The organism is Brevundimonas sp. (assembly GCF_041911375.1).
Lineage (GTDB): Bacteria > Pseudomonadota > Alphaproteobacteria > Caulobacterales > Caulobacteraceae > Brevundimonas.
This window is the reverse complement of sequence record NZ_JAYRPA010000038.1, coordinates 1-12,897: the sequence shown is the minus strand read 5'-3', so window position 1 is coordinate 12,897 and position 12,897 is coordinate 1. Positions and strand designations below refer to the sequence as shown.

The following is a 12,897-nucleotide window of genomic DNA, read 5'->3' as shown; positions in this document are numbered from 1 at the left end:
CTCTGAAAGGGAAGACGGCATGGCGGCACTCATTCTGTTCGGCGGCGGCGGCGACCTCGCCATGCGGATGCTGCTGCCCTCGCTCTATTTCCTTGAGCATGACGGCCTGCTGCCGGAAGACCTCAAGATCATCGGCGCCGCGCGATCGGAAGAGACCCCCGCCGAGTACGTCGCCAAGGTCCACGACGCCGTCAAGGCTCGCGCCGAGGCCGACCGGGTCTGGGACGAACACAGCTGGTCCAAGATGCGGGCCCGCCTGGATTACCTCGCCGTCGATGCGACCAGCGCCGACAGCCTGAAGGGTCTGAAGGACAAGGTCGGCGACGGCGACGTCACCTCTTTCCTGGCGGTGTCGCCCTCACTCTATGCGCGCATCGTCACGGCGATGAAGGCCGCAGGCCTGGCGGAGACGAACTGCCGTATCGTGCTTGAAAAGCCGGTCGGCCGCGACCTGCAGTCCTTCCTCGAGATCGACGACGCCGTCGCCCACGCGTTCCGCGAGAACCAGGTGTTCCGCATCGACCACTACCTGGGCAAAGAGACCGTCCAGAACCTGATCGCCTTGCGGTTCGGCAACACCATCTTCGAACCGCTGTGGAACAACCTGACGATCGACCACGTGCAGATCACCATCGGTGAAACGGTCGGGGTCGGCGACCGCTGGCCGTATTACGACGAGTACGGCGCGCTGCGCGACATGCTGCAGAACCACATGCTGCAGCTGCTGTGTCTGGTGGCCATGGAGCCGCCCAGCGACCTGGATCCGGACTCGGTCCGCAACGAAAAGGTCAAGGTGCTGCGCTCCTTGCGCCCCATCACCCCGGACGAGGCCGAGCGGGTCACCGTGCGCGGCCAGTACGTTTCCGGCGTCAGCGAGGGCAAGCCGGTCAAAGGCTATGACGAGGAGCGCGGCGCCGACTCCGACACCGAGACGTTCGTCGCCATCCGCGCCGATATCGACAACTGGCGCTGGGCCGGGGTGCCGTTCTTCATGCGCACCGGCAAGCGGCTGCCGGAGAAGCGCACCGAGATCGTGATCCAGTTCAAGCCGGTCCCGCATTCCATCTTCGACCGCGACGACCGCGGCGAGGTGCAGGCGAACCGCATGATCATCGAACTGCAGCCCGAGGAAGACATCTCGCTGACGGTGATGAACAAGCGTCCCGGCCTGGACCAGCGCATGCAGCTCCAGCCGATCCAGATGAGCCTGTCCTGGGGGGTCGACGGAAAGAGCGTCCATCCGCCGCGACGCCGCATCGCCTACGAACGGCTGCTGCTCGACGCCATGGCTGGCGACTCTACCCTGTTCGTGCGCCGGGACGAGGCCGAGGAGGCCTGGAAGTGGGTCGACGAGGTCGCCGAGGCCTGGGCCGAGTCCGGGCAGAAGCCGCATGAATATGTCGCCGGAACGTGGGGGCCGGACGCCGCAGAGATGCTGATGGCCCGCTCGGGCCGCGACTGGAACACGACCGATGTCTGACGCACTTCTGATCGAGGCCTTCCCGACCGTCGACGCCTGGGCCGAGGCCATCGCCGCACGCCTGGGTGAAAGCCTCGGCGCGGCCGTCCGCGACAACGGCCGGGCGCTCTTCGCCGGTCCAGGCGGCACGACGCCGGCGCCCGTCTATCGGCGCTTGGCCGCCATGGACCTGGACTGGTCGAGGATCGCGGTCACCCTGGTGGACGAGCGCTATGTCCCCGAAACCTCCTCGGAATCGAACGCCCGGCTGATCCGGGAGGTCCTGCTGCAGGACCGGGCCGCCTTGGGCCGCTTCATTCCCCTCTATACGCCCGAAGTCACCGTCGACCGCGCGGCCGCCGTCGCGGCGCACGCTCTCGCGGCCGAGGGTGGTCGTTTCGACGCGGTCCTTCTCGGCATGGGGGAGGATGGCCATATCTGCTCCATGTTCCCTGACAGCCCCACCCTGAAGACCCTGCTGACCCCGACGTTGAGGCCCACCGTGCTGGGCGTGCCCCACGGTCGCGATGGCCGCGCGCCGACGCTGGAGCGACTGTCCATCAACCTGCCCTATCTGATGCAGGCGGGTCGCGTGATCCTGGGCCTGAAGGGCGACGCCAAGCGCCGCGTGTTTGAGGCGCAGGCCAAGGGCGACCCGAAGACACAGCCTATCGCGGCGCTGATCGCCAACGACGTTCCCCTTGAAGTCCTGTGGACGGAGGAAGGCTGATATGGCGCTTCATCCCACCGTCGCCGCTGTCACCCAGCGCATCATCGACAAGAGCCGCGAGACGCGCGCCGACTATCTGCGTCGCATGGACGCCGCGCGCGATTCCGGCGCCGGCCGCGCCAAGCTGTCCTGCGCCAACTGGGCCCACGCCTTCGCCGGCCAGACCATCGCCGACAAGCTGACCGCCATGGACGGCTCCAAGCCGAACCTGGGCATCGTCACCGCCTATAACGACATGCTGTCGGCCCACCAGCCGTTCGAGCGCTTCCCCGGCGTCGTGCGCCAGGCGGTGCGCGAGGTCGGCGCGACGGCCCAGGTCGCAGGCGGCACGCCCGCCATGTGCGATGGCGTGACGCAAGGCCGCCCAGGCATGGAGTTGTCGCTGTTCAGCCGCGACCTGATCGCCATGTCGGCGGGGATCGCCCTGACGCATGACGCCTTCGACGCCGGCCTGATGCTGGGCGTCTGCGACAAGATCGTGCCGGGCCTGTTCATGGGCGCCCTGGCGTTCGGTCACCTGCCTGTCGTCTTCGCCCCCGCCGGCCCCATGCCCTCGGGCATTCCGAACGCCGAAAAGGCGCGGGTCCGCGCCGAGTACGCGCAGGGGCAGGTCGATCGGCAGACGCTGCTGGAAAGCGAGATCGGCAGCTATCACTCGCCGGGCACCTGCACCTTCTACGGCACCGCCAATTCCAACCAGATGATGATGGAGCTGGGCGGGCTCCACATGCCCTCGACCGCCTTCGTCCACCCCGACACCGGCCTGCGCGACGCCCTCACGGCGGCGGCGGCCAAGCGGGCGGTCGAACTGGCCCGCAGCGGCGAATGCCGCATGGCCGACGTCATCAGCGAGAAGTCCATCGTCAATATGATCGTGGCGCTTTTGGCCACCGGCGGTTCGACCAACCACGCCATCCACCTTGTCGCCATGGCGCGGGCGGCGGGCGTGCTGATCGACTGGACCGACATGGACGAGCTGTCGTCGGTCACGCCGCTGCTGGCGCGGGTCTATCCCAACGGTTCGGCCGACGTGAACGCCTTCCAGGCCGCCGGCGGCGTCGCCTTCGTAGCGCGCGAGCTGGCGATGGCGGGCAATATCCACTCGGACGTCGTCACCATCATGGGCCAGGGCATCGAGGCGTACTTCCAGGAACCTTCGATGGTCGACGGCGAACTGGTCTGGCGCGACGGCGTGACCGAAAGCCTTGATCGCGACATCCTTCGTCCAGCCTCTGATCCGTTCGACAAGGAGGGCGGGCTGCGCCTGGTTCAGGGCGACCTCGGCCGCGCGGTCATCAAGGTCTCCGCGGTCAAGCCCGAGAATCGCATCGTGGAGGCCCCGGCGGCGGTCTTCGAGACCCAGGAGGATGCGCTCCAGGCCTTCAAGGACGGCAAGCTGAATCGCGACGTGGTCGTGGTCCTGCGCTTCCAGGGCCCCAAGGCCAACGGCATGCCGGAACTGCACAGCCTGTCGCCGGCCCTGTCGGTCCTCCAGGACAAGGGCTTCAAGGTCGCCTTCGTCACCGACGGCCGCATGTCGGGCGCCAGCGGCAAGACGCCGGCGGCCATCCACGTCTCGCCCGAGGCGCTGGCCGGCGGCCCCCTGGCGCATGTCCGGGACGGCGACATCATCCGCCTGGACGCCGAGGCGGGCGTGCTCACCACCGTCGGCGTCGACGCCCTGACCGCTCGCCCGGCCGCCGCCCGATCCGCCGCCAACGCCGAGGGGTCGTCCTGGGGCTATGGCCGTGAACTGTTCGGCGCCTTCCGCCATGTCGTCACCACCGCCGAGGAGGGCGCGACAGTCTGTTTCGCCGTCGGCGGCCCCAGCGGCGCCGTTCATGCCGACACCCCGCCGAACCCCAACTTCGTCGACCGGACGGTGGACGCCTGATCCGCCGAACCGAGCGCAGGAAACGACCCAAAATGAATGACAAGACCCTTCTCGTCGGCGACGTCGGCGGCACCAACGCTCGTTTCGCCGTGGCCCGAATGGTCGACGGCAAGCCTGTGCTGGACCATCACGAAAGCTTCCCGGCGGAACAGTACCCGACCTTCCTGGAAGGCGTTCAGGCCTTTCTCGACGGGTGCGAGGTCAAGCCTTCGGGAGGCGTCATCGCCGTGGCGGGGCCCGTCACCGACGGCGCGATCGACCTGACCAATTCGCCCTGGGCCGTATCTGAGAGCGAACTGCAGACCCTGGGCCTGAAGCCCGTGAAGCTCATCAACGATTTCGAGGCCCTGGCGTGGGGCGCGCCCATCGTGCCGGAGGATCAGCTGGAGAGCCTGGGCGGTCCCGTCGACGGCGACCCGCATTCCACCGTGGCCGTCCTGGGCCCCGGCACCGGCTTCGGCGTCTCGGCCCTGGTGCGCGACGCCCACGGCAAGGAAATGGCCATGCCGTCGGAAGGCGGCCATGCCTGCTTCCCCCCCGGCGATCCGGTCGAGGACGAGATCCTTCGCATCCTGCGCCGCCGCTACGACCGCGTCTCGATCGAACGCCTGATCTGCGGTCCGGGCCTGTTGAACATGCACCGTGCGCTGGCCGAAATCGACGGACGCGAAACCCACATCGATGATCCGGCCGAGATCACCGAAACGGCGATGAGGGATCCGAACAGTCCCTGCGGCGCCACCCTGGCCCGTTTCTGCGCCATCCTGGGCGCCGTGGCCGGGGACATCGCCCTGACCACCGGCGCGCGAGGCGGCGTGTACATCGCAGGCGGCATCGTCCCGCGCATCCTGCCCTTCATCAAGACCAGTCCCTTCCGCCAGCGTTTCGAGCGCAAGGGCCGCTTCCAGGAGTATATGAGGGACATCCCGACTAAGGTGATCATGCACAAGCACGCGGCCCTGCTGGGCGCGGCGCGGGTCGCCTTCGCCGAGGCGGGCGAGTAACGGCGTTTCACAGAAAACTCACGGCGGCGTGAACCGATTTCGTACGGCGACGTTTCCTCTGCTCCACAACGGAGGAATTTCCATGAAGAAGATCGCTATCGCCGCCGTCTCCCTGTTCGCCCTGGCCGGCGTCGCCGCCTGCGGCGAAAGCGCCACGGACCAAGCCGCGGAAAGCCAGGCTGACGCCATCGAAGCCCAAGGCGAAGCCACCGCCGATCAGTTGGAAGCTCAGGCCGCCGCCACGCCGAACGAAGCGCAGGAGCAGGCGCTCAACGAGCAGGCCGACCAGGTTGAGGAAAACGCCGACCGTCGCGCCGATCAGGTCGAGCAGCAGGGCGGCAACGCCGACGGCGGCATGACCACCTCGAACACGCCGACCCAACACTAAGGCTCGGCCACCATGTCAAAAGGCCCCGCCGGCGACGGCGGGGCCTTTTTTCCATATCTGGTCAGTCTATGCAGAGTCCGACGTCGATCTTGCCGTTCTTGATCGTCGTGTGGCAGCCGAAGCGGTTGCTTGTCGGTTGGCAGACGCCGGCTGCGGCTTCCCCCGGCTTTGAAGAGACGCCGTCCTCGGCCCAGCAGTCGCCCTGGCATTGGTCACCGTCGGTGCAACGTTTGCCCGCGTCGGCGTAGGCGATCACGCACTGCCAACTTTGCATTCGGCCGACCTGCTGCATGGTTCCGCCGCGCGTGGCGCAGGCGCCCGCATCGGCGCTCTGCACCGGCGCATCAGGCGCCACGCCGCCTGCCGGCTGCGGGGCGCAGGCGGCCGCGAGAAGCGCGGCTGCGGCCAGAAATCCAATACGGATCAAGGGACCTGTCCTTTCTGGAAGCCCGACCAGACGTCGTCGTAGTCGAGCTGCATCTGCGGCGATTCCTGCGCCCACTTGGTGACGCGGATCGGCATGCGGGTCTCGAACATGAAGGCCAGGGTGCTCTCGATCTTGTGCGGCTTCAGCTCGGCCCTGACCGCGCCGTCGTAGCTGGCCTGATCGGGTCCGTGGCCGCTCATCCGGTTGTGCAGCGAGGCGCCGCCGGGCGCGAACCCCCCCGCCTTGGCGTCATAGGCGCCAGTCACCAGCCCCATGAATTCGCTCATGACGTTCCGGTGGAACCAGGGCGGACGGAAGGTGTGCTCGGCCACCATCCACCGCGGCGGGAAGATCACGAAGTCGATGTTGGCCGTTCCCGGCGTCTCTGACGGGCTGGTCAGGACCGTGAAGATCGACGGATCGGGGTGGTCGAAGCTGACCGTGTTGATGGTGTTGAACCGGGCGGTGTCGTAGCGGGAAGGCGCCAGATCACCGTGCCAGGCGACCACGTCCAGCGGACTGTGATCGAACGTCGTGGCCCACAGGCGGCCGCCGAACTTCTGAACGCACTGGGTCGGGCGATCCACGTCCTCATAGGCAGCGACCGGGGTTTCGAAATCGCGCGGATTGGCTAGGCCGTTCGATCCGATCGGCCCCAGATCCGGCAGTCGGAAAGGGGCGCCATAGTTCTCGCAGACATAGCCGCGCACGGGGCCCTCGACCTCAACGCGGAAACGGACGCCGCGCGGGATCAGGACGACATGGCCGGGCTCGGCCTCGATCACGCCCATCTCGGTGACGAAGCGGTGCGACCCTTGCTGCGGCACGATCAGCAGTTCGCCGTCGGCGTCGTAAAAGACCCGGTCGGTCATCGACCGGTTGGCGGCGTACAGGTGAATGCCGGCGCCCGCGCCCTGGTCCGGATCGCCGTTGCCGCCATAGGTGACCAGCCCCTCGACCCAGTCGGTCGGCGCCTCGGGGAGCGGCAACGGGTCCCAACGCAGGCGGTTGGGGTTGGGCGGCGTCTCGTCGAACGGGCCGGAACGGACGCGTCCCTGGTCGAACGGCTCATATGGGCCGTGCTGGGCCGATGGGCGCAGGCGGTAGAGCCAGCTTCTGCGGTTTTCAGCGCGCGGGGCGGTGAAGGCGGTGCCCGACAGCTGTTCGGCGTACAGGCCCATCGGCGTCTTCTGGGGCGAGTTCTGGCCCACCGGCAGGGCGCCGGGCGCCGCCTCGGTGGCGAAGTGGTTGCCGAAGCCGGACATGTAGGCGGGCGCGTTGGATCGCGTCGTCATGAAGCATCTCCCTTGGCGTGCAGGTTTAGGACCTAAGCCTACGCGGGGCTAGGTTTGACTTGCCGGCGGACCGCCGGGCGGTCCGGCGCGACCCGCGCCGCCAGCGCCTGCGGAAGGGGCGAAGGCGTATCCAGCGCCAGAGCGGCGACATGCTCGCCCAGCAACGGCGCCAGACACAGGCCGCGCGAGCCGAGGCCGCCGATCATCAGCAGCCCCTCGCCCAGCCATCCCGCGATCGGCAGGCGATCCGCCGTGGTCGCCCGGACGGCGGCGCGCGCATGGGTTCGCGGCGCGACCTCGACCTGATCCGCCAGCCCCGGCGCTCGCGCGCGCAGGGTCGCGCGATTCCGGGCGCTGTCCTCGTCTTGCACATCGACGTCCGTACGCCCCCGATCATGGGTCGCCCCAAACAGAAGGCCCTCTCCCGTCGGCGCGATATAGCCGCCCCACGCCGTCGCGCCCGCCGTGACGCCCTCGACCCAGTCGACCTGACCGCGCACCGGCGACAGGTTGGGCCCGCCCTTGTCCGGCAAGAGCGCGGCGGCGCCCCATCCCGCCGCCAGAACCACGACCTCCGCCTCGGCCGCCACGCGCCCGTCCGCGCTCAGCAGGCGCCAGGCCCCCTCCGCGTGCTCCATCCGCTCGACCCGCGCCGTGACGTGCTCGGCGTTCGCCAGCCAGGCCTCGAGCGCGACCAGCGGCCGAACGACCCTTGCCTGGCTCATCATCAGTCCGCCGACATCGACCCGCCCGCCGATCCAGTCGGAGGCCGATTCGGAATCGACGACGGCCATCGCGTCGGCGGCCCAGAGGGGCTGGTCCGCGACCTTCTCGAACCGCGCCGGGTCGCGCGGAGCCTGCGGCAGTTGCAGGACGCCCTCGGCGATCACCGCGCCCGGCACGCCGTCATAGAGGTCCGTCGCCCGCTCCAGCGCCTGGGCGTAAAGCGCCGCCAGGGCCTTGTCTCCTGCATCCAGCCGAGGGGTGACCAGGCCCGCGGGAAAACCCGAGCCGCCCGCGCCTGCCTGCTCCGCCTCGATCACCACCGGCCGCGCCCCGGCCGCCGACAAAGCCCGCGCCACCGAGGCGCCGGCGATCCCGACGCCCACGATGGCGATGCGGGGCCTCGCGGCCCGCACAGGCGCCAATGTCGGCAGGCGCGCCTCCAGCCTTTCGCGCTTCCGGCCGTGACCCGGGCGCTTGTCGACCACGAAGCCTCGCTCCGAAAGGCCGCGCCGCACAGCGCCGGCGACGGTGAAGGTCGCCACGCGGGCTCCCGGCGCCGATCGGGCGGCGATTAGGTCCAGCACCTCCGGCGACCACATGCCGGGGTTCAAGGCCGGCGAAAACCCGTCCAGAAACCAGGCGTCCGCCCTCCCCGCCCAGGCGTCCAGAGCCCAGACCGCGTCTCCGACGGCGACATCCAGGACCGCGTGGAAATCGGGCAGGTCCACCCGGTGAAATCCCGGCGTGCGCGGCGGCCACGCGGCGACCAGGGCCTGCGCAGGCTCAACCAGCTCCGGCCAGGTCGCCAGGGCGCGCGCCGCCTCGGCGGCGGCCAGGGGAAAGCCTTCGATGGAGAAGATATGCAGGCGACCGCCGTCCGGACGATGGTTGCGCCATAGGTCCAGCAAGGCGACGATGTTCAGGCCCGTCCCGAACCCCAGTTCGGCGACGGTGAAGGTTTCACGGCCAGCCCAGGCCTCGGGCAGGCCGCATCCCTTCAGGAAGACAGCTCGCGTTTCGGCCAGTCCGTCGTCACGCGAGAAATAGACGTCTCCGAAACGACCAGAGCGGGGTTCGTCATCCTCGGTCCAGGTCAGTTGTGGTGAATTGTCGTCAGTCGTCATCGCCCGGCTTCTAGCACGCGCCATGAAAAAGGGCCGCTCCCGAAGGAGCGGCCCCCATTTCCCGCACGGAGGTCGGGATTAGTGCGCCGGCGCCATGGCGGTCGGGGTCTCTTCGGTCTGTTGCGGAGTCATCGCCGCGCCGTCCGGAGCAGCGGTGTCAGCGGCGGCCGCAGCGGCCTCGCCAGCGGCGGCGGCGGCGTCGGTCGCGGCCTGGTCGGCGGTCACGGCCGCGTCGGCGGCGGTGTCGGCGGCGGCGGCGGCGTCGCTGGCGGCGTCTTCGGCCTTGTCTTCCGCGGCGGGCTGGCAGGCGGCCAGGGCCAGGGCGGCGGCCGAGGCGGCGATGAGAGCGGTGATGCGCATGGGAATTCCTCCGAATGCTGTTGCGAGGTCAAAGCCTCGGACCAACGATAACGCCGCCGTGATCACAACGGCAAGCCGTGATCACGGCGGCGTCATGACGCGCTCGGCTCGCTGCGGCGCCCAGCCGCCAGGCGATCCTAGTCGCTGAGGTTGTTCAGCGTCTCTTCCATTTCCGCGAAGGACGGCTGGGCGGTCGAGGGAATGTCGCCGCGGCCGATCTCCACCGAGATCTGGGCCGCATTGCCATGCAGGTGGGCGACCAGCACCGACTGGATGATTTTGTAATAGGCGCCGTCCTGCTCGACGATATCCTTCAAACGCGTGGCGAACGGGCCGATCATGCCATAGGCCAGGAACACGCCCAGGAAGGTGCCGACCAGCGCGCCGCCGATCATGCCGCCCAGCACCTCGGGCGGCTCGGTGATCGAGCCCATGGTCTTGATGACCCCCAGAACCGCGATGACGATCCCCAGCGCCGGCAGGGCGTCGGCCATGTTCTGCAGCGCGTGCGCCCCGCCCTGGGCCTCGTGATGGTGCTTCTCGAGCTGTTTCTCCATCGCGTCCTCGACCTGGTGGGGGTCCTCCAGGTTCATGGTCATCATCCGCAAGGTGTCGCAGATGAAATCGACAGCGAAGTGGTCCTTCAGCACCTTGGGGTACTTCTGGAAGATCGTGGATTCCTTGGGTTTTTCGATGTGGCTCTCGAGGGCGACCACGCCCTTGGATTTCATCGTCTTCGTCAGTTGGAACAGCAGGGACAGCAGTTCCTTGTAATCCTGCTTCTTCCATTTCGGGCCGCCGAAGATCCTGCCGAATCCGGCCAGGGTCGCCTTGATCACGTCCATGCTGTTGGCGATCAGAAAGGCGGCGATGCCCGATCCAAGGATGCCCATCAGTTCGTACGGCAGCGAATGCAGGATGACGGCCATCTTGCCGCCGGCCAACAGGTAGCTGCCGAACACCATGCCGAACAGCATGACGATGCCGATGATCTGAAACATGAGACGGGTAGGTCCTGACGCGAAACGCCGGAACCATGGCCGTTAATGATTAAGACCCCGTTTCGCGAACGGCGTCCGGTCAGTTAGAGCCGGGTCTCGCCGTCCAGTATCTTCGCGCGCGCCGCGGCCGTCAGCTTGGCGTAGCCCGCCTTGCCGCCGCGGACGTAGAGCGCAGCCCCCGCCTTTTCAGGATCGAAGCCGTCCGCCACCAGATCGGCCTTGCGGTACTTGAACGTGCCGGTGGTGTCGGCGGCCTTGATCAGGCGCAGGAAGACGGGCTGGGCGTAACCAGGCAGCTTTCCATCGACATGGGCGGCGAAGCTCTCGGGATCGAACGCTCCGTCCACGACCAGGGCCGCCATTCCCGCCTTGCCGTCATGGCCCGGCACGTGAACGCCATAGACGATGGCCTCACTGACGCCGGGCGCGTCCATCAGCACCTGCTCGACCTCTGACGTGGAGACGTTCTCGCCCTTCCACCGGAAGGTGTCGCCGGTGCGGTCCATGAAGTAGAAATAGCCCTCGGCGTCCTGACGCATCAGGTCGCCGGTGCGGAACCAGCGGTCGCCCTTCTTGAAGACGTCGGTCAGGATCTTCTTCTCGGACGCGGCCTTATCGGCATAGCCCGAGAAATCATGGCGGATGTCATTGCCGATTTCGCCGATCGCCTCGCCCACCTCGCCGACGCGGACGGCCCGGCACAGACCGTCGGGCCCGCGCACGGGCTGCTCGCTCTCGACGTCGAACTGGATCAATCGGATGTTGATCTGCGACTTCAGATAGGACGGCACCCGGCCGATGGCGCCCTGTTTGCCGTCGAAGTTGAACAGCGAGACGTTGCCTTCGGTCGAGCCGTAGAACTCCAGGATCTCGGGAATCCGGAACCGGCTCTGAAACTCGGGCCAGACGTCGGCGCGCAGGCCGTTTCCGAACGCATAGCGCAGCTTATGCGACCGCTCGTCTTCATTCGGCGGGCAGTTGATCAGGTAGCGGCACAGTTCGCCGATGTAGACGAACATCGTGGCCTTGGACGCCTTCACGTCTGGCCAGAAGTTGGTGGCGGAGAACTTCTTGCGGATGATGGTGCGCGCGCCGTTCAGGAAGCCGGCGCCGATCCCGACCAGTCCGCCGGTCGAATGATACAGGGGCAGAACGTTGAAGACCCGATCCTCGGGCGTCGATCCGGTCGCACCGGCGAAGGCCCGCATGTAAGTGCGCGCGCGGGAATGCGGAATGCGCGCCGCCTTGGGCATGCCCGTGGTGCCCGAGGTGTAGATGAACAGGCAGGTGTCGCGGTTGGTCAGGCCTTCGCGCGCCGACTTGGCCGGCCTCACGGACGACGCGCCACGGACGGCGTTGTCCAGGCCCCGGCGATTGCTCGCCTCTTGGTCCTCCGGCAGGCCCAGCACCCAAAGCATCAGGTCGCGATCGACGTGGGGGCGCGCCTCCTCGATCTGGCGCCAGCAGTCCTCGTCGGCGACGACGTTGAAGCCGCCCGAGATCGACAGGCAGTGCGCCAACGCCGGCCCGGCCAGGTTTGTGTTGATCAGGGCGGCGGCGACACCAACCTTGGAGAAGCCGATCCAGGCCGCCAGATATTCGATGCGGTTGGTCATCATGACCGCCACCGCGTCGCCCCGGTGCAGGCCCCGCCCCTTGGCCCAATGCCCGAACCGATTGGCCATGGCGTCGAACTCGCGGAAGGTGACGCTGCGACGCTCGTCCTCGAATGCGACGTGATCGGCGAACTTGTCGACAGCTTCCTCGATGTCGTCACACAGCAGGACGTCGCTATCGAGCTGGATCGGCTTGATGCGCTTGAGCAGGCGGAACAGGCCGCGTGCGAACCGGACATCACGTCGGATATTCGCCACCAAACCCATGTTCGCCAATACTCCGCTCTATCGATTCAGGCCTTCATCGGTGATGACCGATGGCGCCCGCCCGGGTCAACCGCGCGGGGCGCGGCTTCCACCCACTGTGGACCTGTTTGCCAAAAAGGCGTGACCCATTTGTTCGGGTGACGTCGGGGAAATCCAGAGGCCGACGCCAAATTGCGGCGGAACGCGCACCTCCCGCGCCAATTTGGCGCGGATTTCGCCCCAGTCGGTACCACAACGGTGTTTCTTCAAGGTTTTCCGGCTCGGCGAGGAACGCGCCGGCGAGGCGGACGGTTGGTTGATCAACGTTATGGAGGACCGATCATGTCGATGACCTACACCACGCCTGAGGCCCGCGCCGCCGCTGCCGACGACAGCGTCTTCGTGCCCCGCTACGCCCGCTCTTCAAAGGCACGCAACAAGCCGGTGAAGACCTGGATGATCCTGGCCCCCATCGGCGCCGTCGTGGTGATCGGCGGCGCGGCCGCCCTGATGATGGGCGGCGGCGAGCCGGAGCCGACCGCGGCCATGGAGACCTCGCCCGCCCCGGCCGAGGCGGCGTCCATTCAGGCCGCGCCGGCCGCGATGGCCGCCGCCGAAACGCCGGTC

12 protein-coding genes are annotated in these 12,897 nt (G+C 67.9%); 6 read left to right on the top strand and 6 right to left on the bottom strand.

The annotated features are described in order from the left end of the window. Nucleotides 1-19: 19 nt before the first annotated feature. From zwf to ACE3PU_RS07600, 5 genes are all read left to right on the top strand, one after another. Nucleotides 20-1,480: a glucose-6-phosphate dehydrogenase gene (zwf, locus tag ACE3PU_RS07620; protein WP_374388315.1), complete on the top strand. Its 1,461-nt coding sequence runs from the start codon at nt 20-22 to the stop codon at nt 1,478-1,480. After that, a complete protein-coding gene (gene pgl / locus ACE3PU_RS07615; RefSeq protein WP_374388313.1) occupies nt 1,473-2,189 on the top strand; it encodes a 6-phosphogluconolactonase in 717 nt (238 codons plus the stop codon). The genes zwf and pgl overlap by 8 nt, the downstream gene beginning before the upstream one ends. Before the next feature lies 1 nt (nt 2,190). Continuing rightward, entirely contained in the window at nt 2,191-4,083 is a 1,893-nt protein-coding gene (edd, locus tag ACE3PU_RS07610; RefSeq protein WP_374388311.1) for a phosphogluconate dehydratase, read from the top strand. 32 nt (nt 4,084-4,115) lie between these two features. Continuing rightward, nucleotides 4,116-5,087 carry a glucokinase gene (gene glk / locus ACE3PU_RS07605; protein ID WP_374388309.1) on the top strand — a complete coding sequence of 324 codons (972 nt, stop codon included), beginning with the start codon at nt 4,116-4,118 and terminating at the stop codon, nt 5,085-5,087. An 82-nt stretch (nt 5,088-5,169) separates the two neighbouring features. Then, entirely contained in the window at nt 5,170-5,475 is a 306-nt protein-coding gene (locus ACE3PU_RS07600) for a hypothetical protein (protein WP_374388307.1), read from the top strand. Between the two features lie 61 nt (nt 5,476-5,536). Here ACE3PU_RS07600 and ACE3PU_RS07595 read toward each other — a convergent pair whose 3' ends face one another. The 6 genes from ACE3PU_RS07595 to ACE3PU_RS07570 all read right to left on the bottom strand — a co-directional run bounded on the left by ACE3PU_RS07595 (nt 5,537) and on the right by ACE3PU_RS07570 (nt 12,291). Further along, a complete protein-coding gene (locus ACE3PU_RS07595) occupies nt 5,537-5,902 on the bottom strand; it encodes a hypothetical protein (protein ID WP_374388305.1) in 366 nt (121 codons plus the stop codon). Next, the gene (gene hmgA / locus ACE3PU_RS07590) at nt 5,899-7,197 is read right to left on the bottom strand and encodes a homogentisate 1,2-dioxygenase (RefSeq protein WP_374388303.1); all 1,299 of its coding nucleotides are present in this window, start codon (nt 7,195-7,197) and stop codon (nt 5,899-5,901) included. Before hmgA ends, ACE3PU_RS07595 begins: the two co-directional genes overlap by 4 nt. Nucleotides 7,198-7,235: 38 nt before the next feature. Beyond that, the gene (gene mnmC, locus ACE3PU_RS07585) at nt 7,236-9,047 is read right to left on the bottom strand and encodes an FAD-dependent 5-carboxymethylaminomethyl-2-thiouridine(34) oxidoreductase MnmC (protein WP_374388301.1); all 1,812 of its coding nucleotides are present in this window, start codon (nt 9,045-9,047) and stop codon (nt 7,236-7,238) included. A gap of 78 nt (nt 9,048-9,125) precedes the next feature. Next, a complete protein-coding gene (locus ACE3PU_RS07580; protein WP_374388299.1) occupies nt 9,126-9,407 on the bottom strand; it encodes a hypothetical protein in 282 nt (93 codons plus the stop codon). A gap of 137 nt (nt 9,408-9,544) precedes the next feature. After that, a complete protein-coding gene (gene motA, locus ACE3PU_RS07575) occupies nt 9,545-10,408 on the bottom strand; it encodes a flagellar motor stator protein MotA (protein WP_374388297.1) in 864 nt (287 codons plus the stop codon). A gap of 83 nt (nt 10,409-10,491) precedes the next feature. Next, nucleotides 10,492-12,291 carry a long-chain-acyl-CoA synthetase gene (locus ACE3PU_RS07570; protein ID WP_374388295.1) on the bottom strand — a complete coding sequence of 600 codons (1,800 nt, stop codon included), beginning with the start codon at nt 12,289-12,291 and terminating at the stop codon, nt 10,492-10,494. Nucleotides 12,292-12,612: 321 nt separating this feature from the next. On the opposite strand from ACE3PU_RS07570, the gene ACE3PU_RS07565 reads away from it, so the two are divergent. Continuing rightward, nucleotides 12,613-12,897 (top strand): hypothetical protein (locus tag ACE3PU_RS07565; RefSeq protein WP_374388293.1); only part of this gene is annotated, 285 nt, incomplete at its 3' end.

Coding starts and splice junctions, on each gene's coding strand:
- zwf (WP_374388315.1), top strand. CDS start 20: ATGGCGGCACTCATTCTGTTCGGCGGCGGCGGCGACCTCGCCATGCGG.
- pgl (WP_374388313.1), top strand. CDS start 1,473: ATGTCTGACGCACTTCTGATCGAGGCCTTCCCGACCGTCGACGCCTGG.
- edd (WP_374388311.1), top strand. CDS start 2,191: ATGGCGCTTCATCCCACCGTCGCCGCTGTCACCCAGCGCATCATCGAC.
- glk (WP_374388309.1), top strand. CDS start 4,116: ATGAATGACAAGACCCTTCTCGTCGGCGACGTCGGCGGCACCAACGCT.
- ACE3PU_RS07600 (WP_374388307.1), top strand. CDS start 5,170: ATGAAGAAGATCGCTATCGCCGCCGTCTCCCTGTTCGCCCTGGCCGGC.
- hmgA (WP_374388303.1), bottom strand. CDS start 7,197: ATGACGACGCGATCCAACGCGCCCGCCTACATGTCCGGCTTCGGCAAC.
- mnmC (WP_374388301.1), bottom strand. CDS start 9,047: ATGACGACTGACGACAATTCACCACAACTGACCTGGACCGAGGATGAC.
- ACE3PU_RS07580 (WP_374388299.1), bottom strand. CDS start 9,407: ATGCGCATCACCGCTCTCATCGCCGCCTCGGCCGCCGCCCTGGCCCTG.
- motA (WP_374388297.1), bottom strand. CDS start 10,408: ATGTTTCAGATCATCGGCATCGTCATGCTGTTCGGCATGGTGTTCGGC.
- ACE3PU_RS07570 (WP_374388295.1), bottom strand. CDS start 12,291: ATGGGTTTGGTGGCGAATATCCGACGTGATGTCCGGTTCGCACGCGGC.